Here is a 22892-nt window from a genome sequence, read left to right on the forward strand (position 1 = left end):
GAGTTAAGAATGATTAGCCTGTTAAAAGTAAGGGATACAGTCGCTCTGAATGGACGGGCAGATGCCAGGTTGTTGAGCCGCCAGCTTCGTGCGTCCGTACAGATGATTGCCGCTATGCTTGAACAACTTACAGTGATGGGCAAACTGGAAAAGGTTGATGCAACTGCCTGCCTGAGTGGCAGTTGCAAACAATGCCCTGAAACACAGAAATGTGATACGGCGGTTTATCGGATCACAGGGAAATACTGAATCATACTTATAGAACAGCTCATCATATATTGATGAGTCTGAGATAAACCCTACTTTTTTAAAGTGGGGTTTATCAACAACCTTGTTGGCCCAAAGGGTTATAAATCACAGGTGGACCCTACCATTACTCATTTAAAAATAAAAATTCTTAGTTCAAACACACACTCTATTGATTTACAGGCATTTTTTGGAAAACAAATGCTCCGCCAAGCGCGGCAGCATAGCGACTTAAAGTATCCAGATTTGGCACACTCTTGCCATTTTCCATACGGCTGATGTTTTGCTTTTGAGTGCCAATTTTCTGAGCAACATCTTGCTGAGTAAGACGCAACGCTTTACGTGCATCCTTAAGCTGTTTCATCAATGTTTTGCGGATCTGAATATCGTTATATGCTTCCAGAGTCGCGGTATCTTCTAAGAGAAGCGCTTTAGCTTCAGAAAATGGGATAATATCATAATCATTATCAGACATTGTTAAGACTCCGTTTAATCTCTTTCATTCGTTGGTTTGCCAGATCAAGCGATTTCTTCGGCGTTTTTTGGGTTTTCTTTTGCAGTATATGAACAACATAAAACTGTTGTCCAACGGCAAAAAAGAAAAACCCCCTCGCGATACCCTCAGATGCATTCACTCTTAACTCTTTAAGCCCGTTTCCAATATCTCTGACTTTAGGCTCTTTTAAGTCTGTTCCAGCAGCTTCTAATTCTTCAATAGCTTCAATCATTGAAACTTTGAGACCAACAGGTAACTTAGAAAGCTCCTTGAATGCCGCTCTTATAATGTTTGCTGAAAACATAAAACTAATCCATTTAACCTATATAGATTATTTTAGCATGCACACCAAAAGTCATCGAACCGCCGCATTCATGCGGCGAACGCTTGACTATTCCAAACCACGCCAATAATAAGTTCGTTATATTATCAACCTCAAAACGCTTCTCTACTAACAAAATCAGTCAATAAATCAACAAATTCATCAGGATGAGAAATAAAAGGCGCATGGGCGGCATGACGCATCATAGCTGAAACTGAACGCGGCCATTTCTCATCAAGAATACTGATAACTTTTCTTGGCACCAAACCATCCAGATAGCCATAAATACGCAGAAACGGTATGGAAAGTTCAGCCAAAGGTTCTCTTAAATCTTCAGTCCGCAAAATCTCCAAACCAACATTAAGCACTTCAACAGAAGGCATCGGCTGCGCCAATACAACGGATTTCAGTAACCGCGCGTCCTGACGGGCGCTGGCTGTACCCAATGTCTGCAAAGCAAGGAAACGCTCCACTGTGCGCTGGAAATCTTCACTAAGCTGATGTTCGAAACCGCTCAAAACCTCAGGTTTGATCCCCGGCCAATCACCTTCTGCACTGAAATGTGGTGAAGACGCCACAGTAATTAATCCGGCAACCTTATCCTGATGGTTAAGCGCAATCCGGCTGGCAACCAGCCCACCCAACGACCAACCCAGCCACAACGCATTTTCAGGCGCATACCGCCAGACTTCATCCGCCATATCATCAAGGCTCATCGCGCCGTATTTCTGACTGCGGCCGTAACCCGGTAAATCCACCAGATGTAAACGAAAATGCGGAGCGCATCGCATTTCAATGGAACGCCAAACTTCCGCATTCAACCCCCATCCGTGCAGCAACACAAGATCACGCGAATCCCCCGCAGAAGTCTGCCAAAACAGATCAGCCATTGTTATTCTCAACTTTATTTACCATCAAGGAAGAAACCTATGCTAACAATGGTTGGGTACTGTTGGCTATGCCATCAGCCTCTGTGGTTTCCACATCATGGAATATGCAGCTTTTGCAACAAGCGGCTGAAACGTCTGACAAATATGTGCCCTCGTTGTGCACTGCCCTCAGAATTAACCTCACTGCCTTGTGGGCGCTGTATCAAGAACCCCCCGCTATGGGAACATATGATCGCGATTACCGATTATCGCCCACCATTGAGCGGCCTGATTCGCCGCTATAAATATCACAGCACGCCACAACTCGCATCCGTTCTGGCGCGTCTGTTTCTGCTGCACTGGCAACAAGGCTATCGTGCTGGGCGATGGTATAAACCCAACATTCTGCTCAGTGTGCCACTGCATCGGCACAGGCGCTGGAAACGGGGATTTGATCAAGGTGTATTAATCGCAAAGCAACTATCAGAATGGCTACAATGCGATTATCAGCAAAGCATTCTGCAACGGACGCGTGCTACACTACCGCAAAGAAATTTATCAGCGGTACGTCGTAAAACCAATCTCAGGAAAGCGTTCCGGCTCTGTGGCCCCGTCATAGGACAACACATCGCCATACTTGATGATGTGATTACTACCGGTGCGACGATGACCGAAATTTCCCGTTTGTTAATTCGTGCTGGCGCCCGCTCAGTGCAGGTCTGGGCGATTTGCCGAACCTTGTAGTCAAGATGAGAATGGGCGTATTATAACCAACTATAGCAGTCAACTATTGAGCAAATGATATGATTAATATTACTGAAGCAGCGCAAGCCCATTTCGCCAAATTACTAGCAAACCAAGAACCTGGTACTCAAATCCGCGTATTTGTCATCAATCCGGGTACACCTACCGCAGAATGCGGTGTGTCTTACTGCCCACCTGACGCTGTTGAAGCAACGGATACTGAGCTGAAATTTGAGAAACTGTCAGCTTACGTTGACGAGCTGAGCGCGCCGTTCCTTGAAGAAGCAGAAATCGATTTTGTCACTGATCAGTTAGGCTCTCAGCTAACACTAAAAGCCCCTAACGCCAAAATGCGCAAAGTTTCTGATGATTCTCCACTGATCGAACGGGTGGAATATGTCTTACAGTCACAAATTAACCCACAATTAGCGGGTCACGGTGGCCGTGTCAGCCTGATGGAAATCACTGATGATGGTTTCGCTATCCTTCAGTTCGGCGGCGGTTGCAATGGTTGTTCAATGGTCGATGTCACCCTGAAAGAAGGGATTGAAAAAGAGTTGCTGAACATGTTCCCTGAATTAAAAGGTGTAAGAGACTTGACTGAACATCAACGCGGTGAACACTCTTATTACTGACAACTGACTTTCCCGTTCGGATAACCGTCGGGAAAATGTCACTACAATAATAACCTAATGGGATAATCTCTAAATTCTAAGAGCAAGTCAGAATATATATGGAACATTTTCAAACAATCAGCCCTGAGCAGGCTTATCAACATTGGCAAGATAAATCCGCCATTATGGTGGATATCCGCGATCCACAAAGTTTCCGGGGCGGCCATGCATCCGGGGCCTTTCATTTAACCAATGACACATTAAATGAATTTATGTTGCAGACCCATTTCGAGCAACCTGTCATGGTCATGTGTTACCACGGTCACAGCAGCCAGAGCGCCGCTCAGTACTTACTGAACATGGGTTTTGAAGCGGTTTACAGCATTAATGGTGGCTTTGAAGCCTGGCAAAGAGACTATCCTCAAGCTGTTGATTCCTTATTACATAATCTGGCATAACAACACCTCATGATCCACGTAATCGCTATTTCAAACCCGCGCCTGGCACAAGCTTTTATCGATTATATGGCAACCCATCAAGTACATCTGACCATGCGTCCGAGTCACGATGGGCAGCACGTAGAACTGTGGCTGGAAGATGACACTAAACTCGCCATCGTTCAACAAGAGCTGGAGCAATTTACCCGTGACCCACTGAACGAACGTTATCAGGCGGCCAGTTGGCAATCCGGCAATGTGAATCACTCATTGAAATATCATAACAATCTGAATTGGCAATATTTGAGTCGTCAGGCTGGCCCGTTAACAATGACCGTTCTGATCCTGAATATCGCCGTTTATCTCTGGATGCAATTCACCGGGGATTATCAGGTTATGTCCTGGCTAGCCTGGCCAGACAACAGTCAACATCTGGAGCTATGGCGTTGGGTGACTCACGGTTTACTGCATTTCTCACTACTGCATATCATCTTTAATCTCATGTGGTGGTGGTATCTTGGCGGACAAACAGAAAAGCGCCTTGGTACAGGAAAGCTGTTTGTTATCACTATCGTTTCCGCTGTTTTCAGTGGCTGGGGACAATCATTATTCAGTGGCTCTCATTTTGGCGGTCTTTCCGGTGTTGTTTACGCCTTAATTGGTTATGTCTGGTTAACCGGCGAACGTGCACCTGAGCGCGGCATTAGCGTTCCCCGCGGTTTGATGGCTTTTTCGATCCTCTGGCTGATTATTGGCTATTTCGACACATTTGGACTCGCCATTGCCAACGCGGCCCATTTTTCCGGTTTAATTATCGGCTTACTGATGGCGCTGTGGGATAACCGTCATACCTTCAAAAATAACACTCACAACCGGCATTCTTAAGAACAATAGGGGACTATCGTGAAGCAAACTCAACGGCATGATGCAATAGTTGAGCTGGTACGTCTTCAGGGCTATGTCAGTACTGAAGAGTTGGTTGAACACTTTAATGTCAGCCCCCAGACTATCCGCCGTGATTTGAACGACCTGGCAGACAAAAACAAAATACAGCGACATCACGGCGGTGCCGCATTGCCATCAAGTTCAGTCAATACCGCTTATAATGACCGCAAAAGCATGTGGTCAGAAGAAAAAGCCCGTATTGCCCAACATGTTGCCAGCCATATCCCGGACGGCGCAACACTGTTTATTGATATCGGCACGACACCAGAAGCCGTCGCTCACGCACTGCTAAATCATAAAAATCTGCGGATTGTCACTAACAACCTCAACGTAGCAACCCTATTGATGACAAAGGAAGACTTCCGTTTAATCCTGGCGGGTGGGGAGATTCGTACCCGTGATGGGGGGATTATCGGTGAAGCCACACTGGATTTTATCTCCCAGTTTCGGCTCGATTATGGCATTCTTGGCATCAGTGGTATCGATATGGATGGCTCACTGCTGGAGTTTGATTACCATGAAGTACGTATTAAACGCGCCATTATCGAAAACTCCCGTTGCGTTATGTTAGTCACTGACCATTCTAAATTTGGCCGCAATGCTATGGTCAATTTGGGTAATATGAACCTCATTGATTACCTATTTACTGACCAGCTTCCCCCTCCAAGCATCCATAAAGTGATTGAGCAACATAACGTGCAGCTCGAACTTTGCTAATAGTTTTTTCTATATTTGGGGATACCACTATCCCCTATCTTCTCTTCTTGCCACTCCACAGTTATGCCATCTTTTAGCTTCCTTATTAATGCCATGTGAATTATATGGGTGTGACAATATTTGTTATCTATATCACGCGAATATGTTTTTTCTTAGTAATATAGTTGGCTATTTATGGATTTCCGATTACAATCACGAGCGAAAACGAACATTAAAGAACTGTTTCGAACATTTTTACGGGGGATGCATGGAAACCAAAGACTTGATTGTGATCGGTGGTGGGATCAACGGCACCGGTATCGCGGCAGATGCCGCTGGCCGAGGACTTTCTGTTCTGCTGCTGGAAGCACAAGACTTAGCCAAAGCCACTTCATCCGCCAGTTCAAAACTGATCCACGGTGGCTTGCGCTATCTGGAACATTATGAATTCCGTTTGGTCAGCGAAGCGCTGGCAGAACGTGAAGTTTTATTAAATCTTGCACCACACATCGCTTTCCCGATGCGTTTTCGTCTACCGCACCAGCCACACCTGCGCCCGGCATGGATGATCCGCATTGGTTTGTTCCTTTATGACAATTTAGGCAAACGTGTCAGCCTGCCGAGCAGTAAAGGACTGAAATTCGGTGCTAATTCCGTACTGAAACCAGAATTAGTCCGCGGCTTTGAGTATTCCGACTGCTGGGTTGATGACGCCCGTTTAGTTGTTCTTAACGCTCAAGAAGTCAAAAAACACGGTGGAGAAGTGCATACCCGAACAAAAGTTACCCGTGCATGGCGTGAACAAGATGGCTGGATGGTTGAAGCCGAAGATCTGCGGACAGGTAAAACTCATACCTGGCGTGCAAAAGGTCTGGTTAACGCCACCGGTCCTTGGGTTAAAGAATTCTTTGACGATGGTCTGAAACTGAAATCACCTTATGGTATTCGTCTGATCAAAGGCAGCCATATTGTGGTACCAAGAGTGCATGATGAGCCGCAAGCTTATATTCTGCAAAACGAAGATAATCGTATCGTATTTGTTATTCCCTGGATGGATGAATTCTCCATTATTGGTACAACCGATGTGGAATATAACGGTGATCCAAAAGAGGTGAAGATCGACGATCAAGAGATAAACTATCTGTTGGAAGTCTATAACAATCACTTTAAGAAGCAAATTAGCCGTGACGATATCGTCTGGACCTATTCCGGTGTACGTCCACTGTGTGATGACGAATCTGATTCGCCTCAGGCAATTACCCGTGACTACACACTCGATATTCATGATGAGCAGGGCAAAGCACCATTGCTGTCTATATTCGGCGGTAAATTGACCACTTACCGTAAGCTGGCGGAGCACGCAATGGAGAAGATGATTCAATACTATCCAAATGCCGGAGGAGCCTGGAGCAAAAATGGTCAATTACCGGGTGGTAATCTGGAAGGCTGCGACCGCGACGGTTACGCCCGCTTACTGCGTAAACGCTACAACTGGTTACCGGAAGGTGTTGCTGTGCGTTATGCTCGTACCTACGGCAGTAACAGCGAACTGATTCTGCAAGGTGCTAACAATCTGGCGGATCTCGGTGAATTCTTCGGCCAAGGTCTGTATGAAGCAGAACTTTGTTATCTGGTTAACAATGAATGGGTTGTTGAACTGGATGATGCGATATGGCGCCGTACCAAATTGGGCATGTGGCTGAATGAAGAGCAGAAACAGCGCATTGCAGTATGGCTAGCAGAGAATGCGAAGCCATTGTGAACAAAAATTAAATTGACGTAAACTTCAGGCGCAAAATATATACTACGCCTGTTTTTATTCTCTATTTATGCTCAATCAAATGGCACTTATTAGTCGAATCTGCCAGTCATTAATAAAAATTTATTATTTAACAGAAACATTAAAATACCAATATTCAATCTACTTTATTAATCACTCAAAAAAATAACTGAGTGGTTAATAGAGTAATTACAGACAAACAATCATGGAGGTTTTAAGTCTCTTTCTTATGATGTATATATTTCTCATCCTATGAAAATAAAATAATAATAAAATATTGCATATATAAACCTATTTTTCCATATACAGGAAACTAAATATCCTCCCGTACCTTTCTGCCATAATTTCCATCCATATTATTTAGGTAGGACTGTACCTTAAAGAATCGCCACCTAATTTAGCAAAAGGTGTTACCCCTGTGATGACATTCTGGCAGTGTACCCCTGATTAGGATGATTCGGTGTTTGGGGAAATGCCATAATCAAGCATTGTTTATCAATCAATGGTTTTATATGACGCTGTCTAAGATTTTTCGCTGAACGATTTAATAACGTACTCAACACATCAATACAGATATAGTGAGAATAGCAAAGTTTCGTGATGAGCAGTTGCATTTGCTCCGGTTCTAATCGTCGATTCTCATAAGCGGGTTTAGCAATTTCTTGCAGTTTTTTTCTTAAATCTAACTTTATGTACTCTAAGTGATCAACAAATGGCAAGCTAAACGAAGAAGAAGTGAGCCGCCCTAACTCATCCCGAGTGATTTGAGCATCTGAAGCTGTATGAGGCAAGCTAGAGTCCTTATGAGGCAAGCTAGAGTCCATATGAGGCAAGCTAGAGTCCATATGAGGCAAGCTAGAGTCCATATGAGGCAAGCTAGAGTCCATATGAAGCAAGCCCAATCCATTATTAACACTATTTATTATTACAGATGAAAAAATTTCTTCTGGGTTCGGTAACGACATACCCGGTAATGTGTAGGACTTATTACGTTTTTCACCTGATGCAACCAAAAAGCCTTTATATTCAAGCCGGGGGAAAGCCAAAGTGACTTCCCGGGAGTGTAGAGTTGTTAGCTCACAAGCCCGTTGATGATTAATCCACCCTTCTACAGCAACTGTAGCTAAAATCACTCGATCAAGATTTTCTAATTGTTCAAATTCGCTTCCAAACCTGAGTCTCAACTGCATTAAGATATTTTCAGGGATCAAGCTAGCAGTAGGTAGCTCCAACAAGGTTTGCTCAGGTATCTGACGCTCATGTAAATTAGGCCGACGCCAATCAGCAGAAGACCATCCGCTATATATTTTAGGTAACCCAGACCCCGCCCGTTCTCCTAAACCAATTAGCAAAAACATTTGATGCATGATTCTGTTCCGGCAGTCACTATCTCCACCTTTAATGGCAAATTCAATCGGTACTCTCATTAATCCAGGATTACGAAAGCCAAACATATCAGGTCGTTTTACAACCAATATGGAGACCCTTCCTGTAAAATCTGCATGCACTAATGTATTAACCAATGCTTCACGTAACGCAATATGGACCAGTGTGTCATCTTGACGCTGACCATGTTTGATCCCGAAAGGAACTTTAAGATCAGTGATTAATTTCCGGTAGACTCTACGATAGAAATCAAACAAATTCCCAGACCACGTACCATCCGGATAAATACGATCAATCCAACGTAATTCAGTTTTAGCCTCTGGTCTTTCCTGATAATCAACAAAGTAATGTGGAGCAGCCTCCATAATGGCATCCCAGTTGCCAAACATCAAAACACCAGCAAGTGTTAAACCTTCTTGTCCAGTTGCTCGATCTTTACGCCATGCTCGTATTAAACGCAGAAATTCAGGAAGCTCATGTTCCAAGTAAGGATGGTTAGGTTTTGCACTAGCAAGTAGTTGTCGAAAAGTCTTCAGGCTATCCATATTAAGGTCAGACATATCGAAGCCAGTCAAAACACGAGCATCTCGCTCGTCTTCAACCTGCTCTGCCAACCAACGTTTCACTGTCTCAGCATCGCAAAGCTGATCACTCTCATTTCTTCTCTGATAGGTGCCTTTTAAAGGCTCCCCTTTTATAAATACAGGTTTTTGTTTACGTAGCGCAGCAGGGATACGAACAGCAACAACATTTTTTCCCTGTAATTTTACAGATTGAACACAGTTATCGGTTAGCAAATTAATACTGACCATAGATGGATTGTTAACAGTATTAAATAAATCGGATTTTATTTTTTCTACGTTTTCAACACCAACCGGAGTGAATTTACCTTTTTTTTCTTTCACACCAAGAATAACCCAACCTCCGCCGCTATTCGCCATAGCACTATAACTTGGCCAAAAATCACGGGGCAATTCGCCTTTGCCATCTCTGCCGTTGGCTAGTTTGAACTCAACTTCACTCGTTTCGACCAACGTTTGAAGATCAAGGATTTCCTGTAAAGTTACACTCATCAAATAATTTCCTGCCTACATATTTTCTCAAAACGCAGGGACGATTATGCCTTAAGCATTAACCCAATCCACCGCCTCGCGAGTCAAGCGACCAATTTCTTGCCAATTCTGGCTATCCACCAGCGCTTTACTAACCATCCATGAGCCACCACACGCCACAATACGCGGCACCGCAAGATAATCACGGATATTCTCCAGCCCAATACCTCCGGTAGGCATAATCTGGAGTTCAGTATAAGGTGCTAATATCGCTTTAATCATCGGCAAACCACCGGAAGGTTCTGCTGGGAAGAATTTCAGCAGTTTCAGCCCCAATTCCATTGCACCTTCTATAGCACTTGGGTTATTCACACCTGGAATAATCGGAATATTCAGTTCCTGACAGGCTTTAACCGTATTTGGATTAAACCCCGGAGAAACGATAAAAGTCGCCCCTGCCTCTTTGGCAGCAACCACTTGTTCACGATTCAGAACAGTTCCTGCGCCAATCAGCATATCCGGCCGAGATTCTTTTAGCAGACGAATCGCTTCTGCCGCCGCTGCGGAACGGAAAGTAATTTCTGCTACCGGCAAACCATTGTCAGCCAGTGCGTTACCCAGCGGAATAATATCTTCCGCACGATCAACAGCAATCACAGGAACAATTTTTAATTGGCGTAACTGCTCAATCATTTGTTTCATCACTTTTTCTCCTGCCCTTAAAAGAAGCTGTCAATCATCGTTTTAGTAGCACTGATTGGAATAATCGCCCCTTTATGCTGAATAACGATACCCGCAAGACCATGCCCCATTTTTACCGCTTGTTGTACTGAGCAATCTGTCAAATAGCCGGCCAAAAACCCGGCGTTAAAAGCATCTCCCGCCGCTGTGGTATCGACCACTTTACCAACCGGCTCAGTTGGGATCTGCTCAATCGGCGTACTCTGCACCAAATTCTGATAATAACAACCGGCTGCACCCACTTTAACAATAGCTTCTTTAACCCCTGCCCATTTGAGGCGGGTCATGATTTCTGTCACTGATTTATCACCCCACAAATTGCCTTCATCGTCATCTGTCACCAGTGCTAATGAGGTAAAAGAGAGTAATTTCTGATAACAGGCTTGGGTTTCTACCACACTTTCCCATAATGCCGGACGGTAATTACTGTCAAAAACCACCGTTTTTCCTTGCGCAGCCAGTTCAGCCAATTGATTCAGTAATATTTCACGATCATCGGCAGGCAAGATAGCCAGGCTAATGCCACTGAGATAAATAGCATCCATCTGCTGCAACGATTGAATAACAGAAAAGAAATCAGGATGGCGAACCATATAACGAGCGGCGGAATCATTACGCCAGTACAGAAAAGTGCGTTCTCCCTGCTCATCAAGTTGAATCAGATACAACCCTGGTTGATGAGCCGGATCACGCAACACCAGATGCGTATGGATACCCTCATCCTGCCAACGTTTGATCATACCTTCGCTGAGTGAGTCCATTCCCAGCGCAGTAACAAAATTCACAGCAATCTTTTGCTGGCTTGCCCGTGCTAAGTAAACCGCACTATTCAGCGCATCACCACCAAAAGTCTGATGTAGAGCACTGAAAGGCGCGCCATTAAGCTCAATCATACATTCACCAAGAAATGCAATCCGCTTCATTGGTTTTCTCCCGGCAAGGCAAAATAACGGCGGGCATTATTAAAGCAAATATTCTCAACCATCTGCCCTAACGTTGCTCTGTTATTAGGAATTTCTCCGTTTTCTGCCCATTGCCCCAACAAGTTACACAGAATTCGACGAAAATATTCATGTCGTGTGTATGAAAGAAAGCTACGGGAATCGGTCAACATACCAACAAACTGACTCAACAACCCAAGTTGGGAAAGTTGTTCAAGCTGGCGCAACATGCCATCTTTCTGATCATTGAACCACCAGCCCGAACCAAACTGCACTTTACCGGCAATACCGCCCCCCTGAAAGTTGCCTGCCATCGTGGCAATCACTTCGTTATCCCGAGGGTTTAGGCAGTAGAGAATTGTTTTCGGCAATTCATCTGTCACATCCATACTATCCAGCAAGCGGGATAACGGCCAGGCGATATTGCTATCACCAATGGAGTCAAAGCCACTATCCACACCAAGCAAACGAAACATACGAGTATTATTATTACGGATAGCGCCGATATGCATCTGCATTACCCAACCACGAGCTGCATATTGACGACCAAGCCATACCAGAACCGCCGTTGTGTACTGCGCAATTTCGAGTTCAGAGAGAATATCGCCTATCAGCCGTTTTTGCAGGATCCTATCCAATACAGCTTCATCAGGAACCGCTGTATAGCACAGATTCTCTATGCCATGATCAGCAGCCCGACAACCATGCGCGGCAAAATGATCAAGACGACGCTCCAGCGCGTACAACACATCAGCAAAAGCAGAGATCGACACGTCAGCCACCGCCTCAAGCTGTTTGATGTAATCCGTGAAACCTGCCAGCTCGATTTTAAATACACGGTCAGGACGCCAACTGGGTAATACTTCGATATCGAAATTGTCATCTGCGGCGATTTGACGGTGATATTCCAGAGAATCCACCGGATCATCCGTCGTTCCAACCATACGCACATTCATTTGCCGCATAATGCCACGAGTTGAAAATTCCGGTGTCGCCAGCTCTTCATTGCATTGATACCAGATTTCATCAGCAGTTTCCGGCCCGAATAATTTCCCGGCGATACCAAACGGACGGCGTAACTCCAGATGAGTCCAGTGATAAAGCGGATTTCCCAACGTCAGTGGCACTGTTTTCACCCACGCCTGATATTTTTCATAATCACTGGTTTGTTTGCCGGTAATCAGTGATTCATCAACCCCTGCGGAACGCATTGCCCGCCATTTATAGTGATCCCCTTCCAGCCAAATCTGACCGAGGTTATCAAACCGGCGATTTTCGGCAATTTCACGCGGGTTAAGATGGCAATGATAGTCATAAATCGGCATAGCTGCGGCGTGTTCATGATATAGCTGACGGGCTGTTTCATTGTTCAGCAGAAAATCTTCACACATAAAATTTTTCATGTCTTTTTCCGGTGCCCAGATCAGCGTATCGCCACAACGCAACGTGCGCCGTAGTCTAATAATTGTTGGTAAGCGTTACTCACTACCCGAACAAAATGCGGGTTGGCTAACAATGGGTTGCCAAAAACAGCCAACAATGCGGGAACTGCATCAACAGATAATCCATGTTGCCGATAAATAGATTTAAATTGGTCAACCAACGGATCACGTACATCAATCAATTCGCCTTGCTCATCTTTACCGCTGATATAACGCATCCAGCCAGCAATGCCCAAGGCCAGATACCAATAATCACGGCCATTCGCCAGATGATAAGTGACAGAATCAAGCATACGTTGGGGTAATTTCTGGCTGCCATCCATTGCTATCTGCCAGGTCTGGTGCTTAAGTCTGGAGTTACTGAAACGCTCAATAAGGAGGTGCGCATATTGGAAAAGATCCGTTCCTGCCGGCATCGTCAGAGTTGGAGCCTGCTCTTTCAGCATCAGATCCAAAACGGCTTGCCTGTAATCGGGGTTCATCATTGCGTCAGCAATATGCGCATACCCTCCCAAATAGCCCAGATAAGCCAAAAATGAGTGGCTGCCGTTGAGCATTCGCAATTTCATGGTTTCAAAAGGCACCACATCTTCAACAAATTGTGCTCCCGCCACATCCCAGTTTGGACGGCCACTCACAAAATTATCTTCAATCACCCATTGGCGGAAAGGCTCACAGGCAATTGCGCATGGGTCATAAACACCCAATTGTTCAGCTATTTCCTCCAGCGATTCTGGCGTAGCCGCTGGAACAATGCGGTCAACCATAGTGCATGGGAACGTCACATTCCCCTCAACCCACTGCGCCAGTTTTTCATCTCGTAAACGGGCAAAACCGATCACCGCTTCACGGGTCACTTTGCCATTTTCTCTGACGTTATCGCAGGACATCACCGTCAACGGCGATAAGCCACGTTTATAGCGTAAGCGAAGCGCTTCAACAATATATCCAATAGCCGATTTTGGCGCGGTTGGATTAACTAAATCCTGTTGAATCAGCGCATTATTCACATCCAATTTGCCACTGGCGGCATCGGTACAATAGCCTTTCTCGGTAATTGTCAGCGAGATAATCGCCACCTGCGGCTGTACCATAGTTTCCAGAATACCTTGCTGACCAACAAATTCAGGGTGTAAAGCATCAATCATCGAGCCGATAATTTTCAGCTCAGTTTGTTCTGCCCCTTTTTCCGCAATGGTACACAAGCAATCTTGATCGTTAAGTTGCTGAATAAGTGTCTGACCGGAGAACAAACTGACTTCACAAATGCCCCAGTCACTGCCGGTTTTTTCCAGCATGTGATGAGTAAAAACCGCCTGATGCGCCCGGTGAAAAGCGCCACATCCCAGATGAACAATGCGAGTAACCAGTTTCTGGCGATCATAGGCAGGAAAAGAAGCAACAGAACTGATTTCACCGTTGGCGATATTACGGATCATGGAATAATTCCTTTAACGACGCAGATTATCTGAATAATCAGTAACTCAGTAACATCTGAGGCAACCACAAGCTCAGTTGTGGCATAAAGGTCACCAGCATCAGAGCGATAATCAAAGCACAGTACATAGGCACCAAAGGCTTCAGTACCTTATTAATGCTGACCTCACCGATAGAGCAGCCAACAAACAGCGCACTCCCTACCGGCGGCGTGCAGATACCAATAGCCAGGTTGAAAGTCATAATGATACCGAAGTGTACCGGATCAACCCCCATATTCTGTGCCACCGGCAAGAAAATCGGGGTAAAAATCAGAATCGCCGGGGTCATATCCATGAAGATCCCGATCAACAACAGAATGAGATTAATGACCAGCAGAATAACCAGCGAGTTTTCAGAAACTTCCATCAGCGCATCAGCAATCAAATAGGGCAAATCAGCATTCGCCATTGCCCATGACATGCCCATTGATGCACCAATCAGCAACAGGACAATCGAGGTGGTCACAGCAGAATCGAGAATGATTTTTGGCAGTTTAGTGATACTGACTTCACGATAAATCAGTACGGCTAAAACAAAGCTGTACAACACCGCAATCGCCGAAGCCTCTGTCGCGGTAAAAATACCGGCAATAATACCGCCCATAATGACCACAACCAGCATCAGGGAAGGCAAGGCGCGGACCAAGGTAGTAAAAAACTCGTTCCATGTCGGCTTTGGCGATACCGGATAATTACGGCGCCGGGCAATAATCGCCGCCACAATCATCAGGGATACTCCCATCAGAATGCCGGGAATATAACCTGCCAGAAACAGGGCGGCAATCGATGTACCACCAGAAACCAGTGAATAAACAATCAAGGTATTACTGGGCGGGATTAACAAACCAGCAGGACAGGAAGCAATGTTGACAGCGGCAGAATATTCCGGCTCATAGCCCTCTTTTTTCTGCATTGGCGCCATCGTTCCACCGACTGCCGCAGCCGATGCCACCGCTGAACCTGAAATCGCCCCGAAAAACATGTTCGCCATAATATTGACGTGAACCAGAGAGCCAGGCAAACGGCCACCAATGACTTTTGCCAGATTAATCAACCGGGCAGCGATCCCCCCCTGATTCATAATATTTCCCGCCAGAATAAAAAACGGGATCGCCAGTAAAGAGAAATTATCGACACCCACAGCCATACGTTGAGCGACAACGGTAATTGCCGCTTCCATTGGCAACGTCATCATAATTGCCAGTAATGACGACAAACTAATCGCAAAGGATACCGGTATACCAAGCGCTAACAACACAGCAAAGCTACCAAACAAAGCTAAAACCACTTGCCAATCCATAAGCTTATCCTCTTCTGTTTGGTGATGTTAATGACTTTCAGAAACCGTGGTGTCTTTACCTGAAAAATTCTGAATTAGAGAAACAATGTCTGCCAGCACATAGAAAATCATCAACACTCCACTGATTGGCAAACATAAGTAGACATATCCCATCTGTAGCCCTAACGCCGGTGTAATTTGCCCGGTTTCAAGCGTTGAGATAGCCAGTACTGATCCGCCATACACCAGTACGACCGCAGCAAACAACGCTATCGCCGCCTGTATCACCAAACCCACAATATTTTTACCTGCCCCTTTAAGTTTCATCATTAACAGGTCGATAGCTAAGTGACGGTGTTGGCCTGTGGTATATGCCGCGCCAACCATGGCGACCCACATAAACAGATAACGGGCAAGTTCATCCGTTACCGTACTCGGCGTACCAAGCACATACCGGGAAACCACCTGCCATATGACACAAAACACCAAAAAAGTGGAAAGGCAGATGGTAAAAAATGCCAAACCTTTATTGATGCAATCCACAAGGTTTTTCATGGGGCTTTGTCCTTATAGGCCTTTACGGATGCCATTTCTGGTTGACCAGATGTCAGAAAACTGCCTGACCAAATAAGTAAAGGGCACTTTACGTCACCCGGATTATAAGATTAAGGTCAAAAAAACATCCAGTGAGCGGGATCACAAACTGATTGGTTGACCAAAAAACCGGATTATTTTGAGATCTTGGTCAACCAAATGATTTTTACTTTTTGACGAAAACCAAAGTGATGCTTATGGTTTGACCGTCAGTTCAGCTGTGCCCGTAACCTATTTACAGCAATTGGAGAACGAACAATGAACAATTCTAAGCGTATTTTATCTACTGTCATCGGCGCAATATTCACCTTGGGAGCATCACAAGTCATGGCAGTGACAACATTAAAACTCAGTCATAACCATAACCGCGATCACGCAGTACACAAGGCAATGACTCAGTTTGCTGATGAAGTTCGCCAAAAAACAAATGGTGATGTTCGTATTCGGATCTACCCAGATGCACAATTGGGCAACCAGCGGGAATCGATGGAGCTGATGCAAAATGGGGCGCTGGATTTAGTCAAATCTAATGCTGCGGAACTGGAAGCGTTTACACCTGCCTATTCCGCTTTTAATTTACCTTATCTGTTCCGTGATAAAGCACACTACGAAAAAATCAAAAACGGTGAGATTGGTAAAGAGATCCTCGCTTCCAGCAAAAACAGCGGGTTTGTCGGTATAACCTATTATGAAGCCGGTGCACGCAGCTTTTACGCCAAAAAGCCGATTCGTACTCCTGCGGATTTAAAAGGCATGAAAATCCGAGTACAACCTAGCCCAACCGCCATTTCAATGGTGAAAAACCTGGGTGGTAATCCGACACCATTGGCTTACGGCGAACTGTATACCGCCCTGCAACAGGGGGTCGTGGATGCCGCAGAGAACAATATTCCCTCTTTCAACCTGAGCCGTCACAGTGAAGTTGCAAGGTATTTCTCACTGGATAAGCACACTATGGTGCCGGATGTCTTGGTGATTTCTAATAAATCGCTAAATAAACTGTCATCAGCACAACAAAAAATCCTCATGGATGCGGCAGCCAACTCTTCCGAATATATGACGAAATTATGGGAAAAGTCAGAAGAAAAGGAGCGCCAGAACGCAGAAAAAATTGGGGTCAAGTTTGTTGATGTTGATAAAAAATCGTTTGAAGAAGCCGTCAAACCTATGTACGACAACATCAAGAAAACTGATCCAATGCTTTACCGTATGGTAGAACGCATTCGCGCAGTAAGATAATCATCCCTGGTGAAAGTCAAACGGCCTTCACCCTTAAGTGGCGTTTTTGGTTGACCAATTCCTGTTTTTGACTATGATCTATGCAATACAATAATAATTATCGTAATGGTAGCGATGTAATGAAGCATTTACTTGAGCCAAAACGCCCTTACCAAGAAGTTGGCGTTTCATTAAGGCAGATGATTGCCAACCAGCAATATCGTATCGGGGATCGTTTACCACCAGAGCGAGAGCTTGCTGATTTATTAGGGGTTTCCAGAACCATTGTCCGTGAAGCCTTGATCATGCTCGAACTGGAAAACCTGATTGAAGTTCGCAAAGGTTCCGGGGTTTATATTATTAACCTCCCTCACGTGTCGTCGTCTTCATGCTCAGTCAACGCGGCAGGACCTTTTGAACTATTACAGGCTCGTCAATTACTGGAAAGTAATATTGCTGAATTTGCCGCAATGCAAGTCACACCCAACGATATTGCTAATATGCGCCGGGCACTGAAAAGAGAGTCGGAAGATTTGGCTGCCGGTGAAGATGAATCCGGCGACAGAGAATTCCATTTGGCAATTGCGGAAGCGACACATAACAGCATGTTAGTTGAACTACTTAAACAATCCTGGGCATGGCGGGAAAATAATCCCATGTGGCTAAAACTCCATAGCCGAATCACCGACAAAGATTACCGTAAAGAATGGCTGCATGATCATCAGATCATTTTGGCCGCTATGATCAAGAAAGATCCGGCGGCAGCCAAACAGGCAATGTGGCAACACCTGGAGAATGTGAAATTACGTTTGCTGGAATTGTCTGATATTGATGATCCCTATTTCGATGGTTATCTGTTTAATTCATATCCCTTTGAAATAGCAAAGCAGCGTAATTAATTCAGCAGGATAATTTATAAATACGTTTTTATATCCAGTTATTCTGGTGGCTGTTTTTCATTCTGAATTTATGCAAAGGTAAATAATAATGGAACAAACCTGGCGTTGGTTCGGCCCAAATGACCCTGTTTCCTTAGATGATATCTGTCAGGCTGGTGCAACGGGTATCGTCACCGCATTACACCATATTCCTAACGGGCAAGTTTGGAGCAAAGATGAAATCCTGGCCCGTAAAACCCTAATCGAAAATAAAGGGCTTATCTGGTCGGTTGTTGAAAGTGTGCCTGTTCATGAAGAAATTAAAACTCAGACAGGTCACTATCAGCAATGGATTGATAACTACAAAACTTCGCTGAAAAATCTGGCTGAATGCGGCATAGACACCATCTGTTATAACTTTATGCCGGTGTTAGACTGGACACGTACCGATCTTGAGTATCTACTCCCAAATGGCTCTAAAGCCCTGCGTTTTGATCAAATTGCCTTTGCCGCATTTGAGATCCACATCCTCAAACGCCCTGGCGCAGAAGCCGATTACACCATTGAAGAACAAGCTCAGGCAAAAGTCTATTACGACAATATGTCTGATGCTGATATTGATAAACTCACTGCTAATATCATTGCCGGTCTACCGGGCGCCGAAGAAGGCTATACGTTGGAAGCATTTCAGGCACAATTAGATCTCTACAAAAATATTAGCCACGATAAACTGCGTGAGCATCTGGCTTATTTCCTGCACCAGATTATTCCTGTGTGTGAAGAACAGAGTTTACGTCTGGCAATTCACCCGGATGATCCACCTCGTCCTATTCTGGGCTTACCACGTATCATTTCCACTATTGAAGATATTGCATGGCTGACAACCATTGAACCAAGCCCAGCTAATGGCATCACGATGTGTACCGGTTCCTACGGCGTTCGTGGTGATAATGATCTCGTTGAGATGATTCAGCGCTACGGCAACCGGATCTATTTTACTCACCTGCGTTCCACCCAACGGGAAGAAAACAGTAAAACTTTTCATGAAGCCGCTCATCTGGCAGGTGATGTAGATATGTATAGTGTGGTGATGGAAATCCTGCGTGAAGAATATCGCCGCAAAGCAGCCGGAGATGACCGCTTGATCCCAATGCGTCCTGATCACGGTCACCAAATAATTGATGATCTGAAAAAACAGACGAACCCCGGTTATTCCTGTATTGGCCGATTAAAAGGTTTGGCAGAATTTCGTGGGCTGGAATTAGGTTTGAAACGCGCGTTCTTTGAGAAAAAACAATAAACCCAAGTTACTGGATATATTTATTAGTAACCCTATAAAGGGTTACTTTTTATATTTATCCACATTGACGTTACTATCAGGATATTGAAATAAAACTTTACTTTATTATTTTAATTAATTTGCTAACGGCAGAAAAATCTTGGCAAGTTCTCTGTTTTCCAATAAGTAAGAATAAGTTTCGATTTTTCATACTAACTGCATTTACTCGGGTAAATTATATAAATAATTGTGTTGAGGGTAATGAAATATATACAAATAACATAGTGTCGGTTAGTTTTCATTTAACTGGCTCAACAAGTTATCATAGTTAATTAAGCTGTTTGATACATTAAATAAACCCCACGAAATATATTTCATAACCACATGATTTTAATTTGTTTACAAATTTAATTTTTCGTATAATGTTTCAACTTAACGATTGCAGTGTTAATTTAGGCTCGCGTAAAAAGATGGGAGGGTATAGTGATATTTTATCGTTAAGTTTGTTTAATATTTCATGATGAAAAATTTGAAAAGAAATTATTATGTATTATTTGATTATTTTTAATGAAAAATACTAAATTATATTACTGAGATTATTAATCTAGCAATAAGTTATAATAATTTAATTTCTAAATTAAGAGGTATATATGTCTACAGAGAATATGAATACAACTGATCAAACAGTTGGTAAAGATTCAGTTGTTGTTGGGAATGCAGAAGCACCAGCAATACACGCTATAGCAATTGGTGCTTCACCACTAATTTCTAAATCAATTAGTGAGGCCGCTATTGCTATTGGGCAAAATCAACTGGCGGGTAGAAAAGAGGATCAGGATGACAAAATCATATGGCCAATTGCGATTGGCGCTGATTCTGTATCCAGTGGTTCAGCGTCTATTGCCCTGGGGCAAAAGGTTGTTGCTAGTGCGGTTCAGGCAGTAGCAATTAGTCAAAACTCCACTGCAACAGGAAATGCGAGTGTGGCATTGGGATCAGATTCTATATCCAGCGGTTCGGCTGCTATTGCTCTGGGGAAAAAAGCCATTGCCAGGGGGAGTCAGGCAGTAGCAATTAGCCAAAACGCCTCTGCAACAGGAAATGCGAGTGTGGCATTAGGGGAAGGCTCTGTATCCAGCGGCTCGTCTTCTATTGCTCTGGGGCAAAAGGTTTCTGCCAGTGGGCTTCAGGCAATTGTGATTGGTCAAAACGCCTCTGTAACAGGAAGTAGAAGTATTGTATTAGGATCAGACTCTAGATCCAACTCTTCGTCTTCTATTATCGTGGGGCAAAAAGTTAATGTTAGTGCATCTCAGGGAATTGCGATTGGCCAAAACACCTCTGTAACAGCAAGTGGGAGCATTGCATTAGGTGCAAATTCTGTTGCCAGCAAATCGAATGTTGTTTCTGTAGGAAGACCGGGTAATCAACGTAAGATTGTGAATGTTGCTGCCGGGGATATTTCCAGTAACAGTACGGAGGCGGTGAATGGTCAGCAATTATATGCTAAATTGACAAAAATAAGTGCATTGGATATAAAAAATAATCAACTGGAAATGGATATTAAAAAGCTGGAGAGTATTATAGATGATCTTACCCGTTCTATTACTAATCTTACTCTGCTGTGCCAGAAAAATGCGGATGAAGTTGCTTTATTGAAGAAATAAATTCTTAACACCTTGGATGATTAATAACAAATGGATTCGACTAAACTAATAAGTGCATTTTCAGGAAGGGCGGTTAGTTGCTATTACCTTAGCTTCTTTCCTTTTCCAAAGGAAAATGCACTGAAGTCCATCAACCATTATCAGAAACTACATCAATAAACTGAGACGAACTTCACCTTCCAACAACGTGAATCACTGATATAGAGATCAGGCTTATTCGTTTCAGGATCAAATATAAAATCAATAATAAATTTAGTGCTTGGTGAGAAATAACTATTCGCGTAAATACACCGTAAAATTTCTTTTTTTCCAGGATAGACAACACCATCAATATAAATCCCATCACCAGAAGCTGCGACAGTCAGAGTCGCTTCTGTTTCATGGCTATAATAGTTCCCTAATAACTGCTTAATATCGACACCACCTTTATCAATCTTCTTATGTAAATAAAAAGTATTGCCATTCCTATTAATCTCTTCCAGTGCTATCACACGATCATATTTAATGATAGGTCTGAATCGGATTTTACCTCCCTCTTCCTGGAATGTGCCATCAGAGTTAAAGATAATCGGGTTACCTTTTCCGAATAAATTCCCTAATAAATAGCAATCTTCCTTGGTAATAATATAAGGATAAGGATCCGCCCCTCGGAAAATACCAGTGATATCGATATGACTGATTTGGCAATACGGTTTTTTTGGCTCAATCATGTCGGTGTTAAACAACACATCAAGCCCCTGACCAATCAATTTAGTGACTTCAATATTTGTTGCAGTGATAATAGCGACACCTAACTTGACATCAGGCAAAATGCAAACATCAGATTTAAAGCCACCATAATCGCCACCGTGTCGTATCATCTTTTGTCCTTCATGTTCGCTGATAAAAAAACCGTAAGCATAATTATTACGATTGCCATTCGTTAAATCTGGCGCACAGGATAAATAAGGCAACAAATCCTGTACAATAGATGGCGAATAAAATGCTTTTATCCAGCGACACAAATCATTTATCGTAGAATGAAGCCCTGAAGCCCCTACCACCGCATCGTTAAGATCATTTCTTTTCCACTGGTTCAAACTCTCATCATAAGCGTAGCCTATTGCTCGATCAAAGATAATCTCGGTTATATCATCATAGAAAAAAGTATCTTTCATCTTTAATGGGGCAAAAACATTTTCTTCTGCATATTCTCTCAGTGATTTACCTGAAACCACTTTGACTATTTCCGCCAGCAGATTATAGCCAGTGTTGCTATACAGATGGTATCCCCCAGGAGTAAAGTTAAGTGCTTGTTGCCGTTGAACCAGTTTTCTCACTAAATCAATATTGCGGTAGTCAAAGTCTGCGTTTTTACCCGCCAAACTATAAAGCAAAAACACATCCCGTAACCCACTGGTATGATGAATAAGATGCGCAATGGTAATATCAGGGAAATCGGCGGGGAAATAATCCAAATATTGTCTGACCTTATCATTAACGCAGAGCTTTCCTTCTTTTTCCAACAAGGCAATGCAAAAAGCCGTAAATTGTTTTGAAACACTCGCGAAATAGAATTTAGTTCTGGGGTGTGCAGCAACCGCGTGTTCAATATTGGCTTTACCAATATAGCGTTCATAAATAGTTTTATTTCCGTGGGTAACAACAACAGCAAGGGCCCCACCATTTTTCTTATCTTCAATATCAACCAGTTTATTTATCTTATCGATAAATAACTTAATATTATCTGTAGATATATTCGATTCCATCATTAATTCCTTTATTTCAAATTATACAAAAAGGTATATA

The 22892-nt window shown here is 43.7% G+C and carries 22 protein-coding genes; 11 read left to right on the plus strand and 11 right to left on the minus strand.

The annotated features are described in order from the left end of the window. Positions 1 to 9 precede the first annotated feature (9 nt). The gene (locus PTE_RS11170; RefSeq protein WP_036846329.1) at positions 10 to 249 is read left to right on the plus strand and encodes a FeoC-like transcriptional regulator; all 240 of its coding nucleotides are present in this window, start codon (positions 10 to 12) and stop codon (positions 247 to 249) included. A gap of 166 nt (positions 250 to 415) precedes the next feature. Here the strand turns inward: PTE_RS11170 and PTE_RS11175 are convergent, their stop codons facing one another. From PTE_RS11175 to bioH, 3 genes are all read right to left on the minus strand, one after another. Beyond that, positions 416 to 721 carry a helix-turn-helix domain-containing protein gene (locus PTE_RS11175; protein WP_036846333.1) on the minus strand — a complete coding sequence of 102 codons (306 nt, stop codon included), beginning with the start codon at positions 719 to 721 and terminating at the stop codon, positions 416 to 418. After that, on the minus strand, positions 714 to 1046 hold the full coding sequence (locus tag PTE_RS11180) for a type II toxin-antitoxin system RelE/ParE family toxin (protein ID WP_036846336.1): 333 nt from the start codon (positions 1044 to 1046) through the stop codon (positions 714 to 716). The genes PTE_RS11175 and PTE_RS11180 overlap by 8 nt, the downstream gene beginning before the upstream one ends. A 131-nt stretch (positions 1047 to 1177) precedes the next feature. After that, positions 1178 to 1954, minus strand: coding sequence for a pimeloyl-ACP methyl ester esterase BioH (gene bioH / locus PTE_RS11185; RefSeq protein ID WP_036846339.1), 777 nt, complete (start codon positions 1952 to 1954; stop codon positions 1178 to 1180). Between the two features lie 39 nt (positions 1955 to 1993). On the opposite strand from bioH, the gene gntX reads away from it, so the two are divergent. The 6 genes from gntX (at position 1994) to glpD (ending at position 7131) form a co-directional block, all read left to right on the plus strand. Next, positions 1994 to 2677 (plus strand): DNA utilization protein GntX, encoded by a 684-nt coding sequence (gene gntX / locus PTE_RS11190; RefSeq protein WP_036846342.1) that lies wholly within the window; start codon positions 1994 to 1996, stop codon positions 2675 to 2677. Positions 2678 to 2736: 59 nt separating this feature from the next. Further along, on the plus strand, positions 2737 to 3312 hold the full coding sequence (nfuA, locus tag PTE_RS11195) for a Fe-S biogenesis protein NfuA (RefSeq protein ID WP_023044402.1): 576 nt from the start codon (positions 2737 to 2739) through the stop codon (positions 3310 to 3312). 98 nt (positions 3313 to 3410) lie between these two features. Continuing rightward, positions 3411 to 3749, plus strand: coding sequence for a thiosulfate sulfurtransferase GlpE (gene glpE / locus PTE_RS11200; protein ID WP_036846345.1), 339 nt, complete (start codon positions 3411 to 3413; stop codon positions 3747 to 3749). A 9-nt stretch (positions 3750 to 3758) separates the two neighbouring features. Further along, positions 3759 to 4613, plus strand: coding sequence for a rhomboid family intramembrane serine protease GlpG (glpG, locus tag PTE_RS11205; protein WP_036846349.1), 855 nt, complete (start codon positions 3759 to 3761; stop codon positions 4611 to 4613). 18 nt (positions 4614 to 4631) lie between these two features. Beyond that, a complete protein-coding gene (locus tag PTE_RS11210) occupies positions 4632 to 5390 on the plus strand; it encodes a DeoR/GlpR family transcriptional regulator (protein ID WP_036846352.1) in 759 nt (252 codons plus the stop codon). Positions 5391 to 5637: 247 nt separating this feature from the next. Further along, positions 5638 to 7131 carry a glycerol-3-phosphate dehydrogenase gene (gene glpD, locus PTE_RS11215; RefSeq protein ID WP_036846354.1) on the plus strand — a complete coding sequence of 498 codons (1494 nt, stop codon included), beginning with the start codon at positions 5638 to 5640 and terminating at the stop codon, positions 7129 to 7131. 428 nt (positions 7132 to 7559) lie between these two features. On the opposite strand, the gene PTE_RS11220 is transcribed toward glpD, so the two are convergent. Genes PTE_RS11220 through PTE_RS11250 form a run of 7 tightly spaced genes read right to left on the minus strand, consistent with a single transcriptional unit; the run spans position 7560 to position 16023 of the window. Continuing rightward, positions 7560 to 9608, minus strand: a complete 2049-nt coding sequence (locus PTE_RS11220; protein WP_036846356.1) for an RNA-binding domain-containing protein — start codon at positions 9606 to 9608, stop codon at positions 7560 to 7562. Between the two features lie 51 nt (positions 9609 to 9659). Next, a complete protein-coding gene (locus PTE_RS11225; RefSeq protein WP_036846358.1) occupies positions 9660 to 10289 on the minus strand; it encodes a bifunctional 4-hydroxy-2-oxoglutarate aldolase/2-dehydro-3-deoxy-phosphogluconate aldolase in 630 nt (209 codons plus the stop codon). A 17-nt stretch (positions 10290 to 10306) separates the two neighbouring features. After that, positions 10307 to 11251 carry a sugar kinase gene (locus PTE_RS11230; protein WP_036846360.1) on the minus strand — a complete coding sequence of 315 codons (945 nt, stop codon included), beginning with the start codon at positions 11249 to 11251 and terminating at the stop codon, positions 10307 to 10309. Further along, positions 11248 to 12672 carry a glucuronate isomerase gene (uxaC, locus tag PTE_RS11235; protein WP_036846361.1) on the minus strand — a complete coding sequence of 475 codons (1425 nt, stop codon included), beginning with the start codon at positions 12670 to 12672 and terminating at the stop codon, positions 11248 to 11250. Before uxaC ends, PTE_RS11230 begins: the two co-directional genes overlap by 4 nt. A gap of 20 nt (positions 12673 to 12692) precedes the next feature. Next, positions 12693 to 14150 carry a fructuronate reductase gene (locus PTE_RS11240; protein ID WP_036846364.1) on the minus strand — a complete coding sequence of 486 codons (1458 nt, stop codon included), beginning with the start codon at positions 14148 to 14150 and terminating at the stop codon, positions 12693 to 12695. A gap of 37 nt (positions 14151 to 14187) precedes the next feature. Then, complete coding sequence (locus PTE_RS11245) at positions 14188 to 15489, minus strand: TRAP transporter large permease (RefSeq protein ID WP_036846367.1); 1302 nt, start codon at positions 15487 to 15489, stop codon at positions 14188 to 14190. Positions 15490 to 15516: 27 nt separating this feature from the next. Next, positions 15517 to 16023: a TRAP transporter small permease gene (locus PTE_RS11250; protein ID WP_036846371.1), complete on the minus strand. Its 507-nt coding sequence runs from the start codon at positions 16021 to 16023 to the stop codon at positions 15517 to 15519. A 297-nt stretch (positions 16024 to 16320) separates the two neighbouring features. Between PTE_RS11250 and PTE_RS11255 the strand changes: the two genes are divergently transcribed. The 4 genes from PTE_RS11255 to PTE_RS26515 all read left to right on the plus strand — a co-directional run bounded on the left by PTE_RS11255 (position 16321) and on the right by PTE_RS26515 (position 21104). After that, positions 16321 to 17301: a TRAP transporter substrate-binding protein gene (locus PTE_RS11255; RefSeq protein WP_036846374.1), complete on the plus strand. Its 981-nt coding sequence runs from the start codon at positions 16321 to 16323 to the stop codon at positions 17299 to 17301. Between the two features lie 119 nt (positions 17302 to 17420). Next, on the plus strand, positions 17421 to 18179 hold the full coding sequence (locus PTE_RS11260; protein ID WP_036846377.1) for an FCD domain-containing protein: 759 nt from the start codon (positions 17421 to 17423) through the stop codon (positions 18177 to 18179). Between the two features lie 88 nt (positions 18180 to 18267). Beyond that, positions 18268 to 19458, plus strand: a complete 1191-nt coding sequence (gene uxuA, locus PTE_RS11265; RefSeq protein WP_036846380.1) for a mannonate dehydratase — start codon at positions 18268 to 18270, stop codon at positions 19456 to 19458. Between the two features lie 629 nt (positions 19459 to 20087). Next, on the plus strand, positions 20088 to 21104 hold the full coding sequence (locus tag PTE_RS26515; protein ID WP_051477369.1) for a hypothetical protein: 1017 nt from the start codon (positions 20088 to 20090) through the stop codon (positions 21102 to 21104). Positions 21105 to 21256: 152 nt separating this feature from the next. Here the strand turns inward: PTE_RS26515 and PTE_RS22845 are convergent, their stop codons facing one another. Further along, complete coding sequence (locus PTE_RS22845; RefSeq protein WP_051477370.1) at positions 21257 to 22855, minus strand: serine hydrolase domain-containing protein; 1599 nt, start codon at positions 22853 to 22855, stop codon at positions 21257 to 21259. Positions 22856 to 22892: the final 37 nt, after the last annotated feature.

This window comes from Photorhabdus khanii NC19 (assembly GCF_000517265.1).
GTDB classification, from domain to species: Bacteria; Pseudomonadota; Gammaproteobacteria; order Enterobacterales; family Enterobacteriaceae; genus Photorhabdus; species Photorhabdus khanii.

Excerpts from the sequence above, each read along its gene's own strand:
- PTE_RS11170 (WP_036846329.1), top strand. The coding sequence starts at position 10 with ATGATTAGCCTGTTAAAAGTAAGGGATACAGTCGCTCTGAATGGACGG.
- PTE_RS11175 (WP_036846333.1), bottom strand. The coding sequence starts at position 721 with ATGTCTGATAATGATTATGATATTATCCCATTTTCTGAAGCTAAAGCG.
- PTE_RS11180 (WP_036846336.1), bottom strand. The coding sequence starts at position 1,046 with ATGTTTTCAGCAAACATTATAAGAGCGGCATTCAAGGAGCTTTCTAAG.
- bioH (WP_036846339.1), bottom strand. The coding sequence starts at position 1,954 with ATGGCTGATCTGTTTTGGCAGACTTCTGCGGGGGATTCGCGTGATCTT.
- gntX (WP_036846342.1), top strand. The coding sequence starts at position 1,994 with ATGCTAACAATGGTTGGGTACTGTTGGCTATGCCATCAGCCTCTGTGG.
- nfuA (WP_023044402.1), top strand. The coding sequence starts at position 2,737 with ATGATTAATATTACTGAAGCAGCGCAAGCCCATTTCGCCAAATTACTA.
- glpE (WP_036846345.1), top strand. The coding sequence starts at position 3,411 with ATGGAACATTTTCAAACAATCAGCCCTGAGCAGGCTTATCAACATTGG.
- glpG (WP_036846349.1), top strand. The coding sequence starts at position 3,759 with ATGATCCACGTAATCGCTATTTCAAACCCGCGCCTGGCACAAGCTTTT.
- glpD (WP_036846354.1), top strand. The coding sequence starts at position 5,638 with ATGGAAACCAAAGACTTGATTGTGATCGGTGGTGGGATCAACGGCACC.
- PTE_RS11220 (WP_036846356.1), bottom strand. The coding sequence starts at position 9,608 with ATGAGTGTAACTTTACAGGAAATCCTTGATCTTCAAACGTTGGTCGAA.
- PTE_RS11225 (WP_036846358.1), bottom strand. The coding sequence starts at position 10,289 with ATGAAACAAATGATTGAGCAGTTACGCCAATTAAAAATTGTTCCTGTG.
- PTE_RS11230 (WP_036846360.1), bottom strand. The coding sequence starts at position 11,251 with ATGAAGCGGATTGCATTTCTTGGTGAATGTATGATTGAGCTTAATGGC.
- uxaC (WP_036846361.1), bottom strand. The coding sequence starts at position 12,672 with ATGAAAAATTTTATGTGTGAAGATTTTCTGCTGAACAATGAAACAGCC.
- PTE_RS11240 (WP_036846364.1), bottom strand. The coding sequence starts at position 14,150 with ATGATCCGTAATATCGCCAACGGTGAAATCAGTTCTGTTGCTTCTTTT.
- PTE_RS11245 (WP_036846367.1), bottom strand. The coding sequence starts at position 15,489 with ATGGATTGGCAAGTGGTTTTAGCTTTGTTTGGTAGCTTTGCTGTGTTG.
- PTE_RS11250 (WP_036846371.1), bottom strand. The coding sequence starts at position 16,023 with ATGAAAAACCTTGTGGATTGCATCAATAAAGGTTTGGCATTTTTTACC.
- PTE_RS11255 (WP_036846374.1), top strand. The coding sequence starts at position 16,321 with ATGAACAATTCTAAGCGTATTTTATCTACTGTCATCGGCGCAATATTC.
- PTE_RS11260 (WP_036846377.1), top strand. The coding sequence starts at position 17,421 with ATGAAGCATTTACTTGAGCCAAAACGCCCTTACCAAGAAGTTGGCGTT.
- uxuA (WP_036846380.1), top strand. The coding sequence starts at position 18,268 with ATGGAACAAACCTGGCGTTGGTTCGGCCCAAATGACCCTGTTTCCTTA.
- PTE_RS26515 (WP_051477369.1), top strand. The coding sequence starts at position 20,088 with ATGTCTACAGAGAATATGAATACAACTGATCAAACAGTTGGTAAAGAT.
- PTE_RS22845 (WP_051477370.1), bottom strand. The coding sequence starts at position 22,855 with ATGATGGAATCGAATATATCTACAGATAATATTAAGTTATTTATCGAT.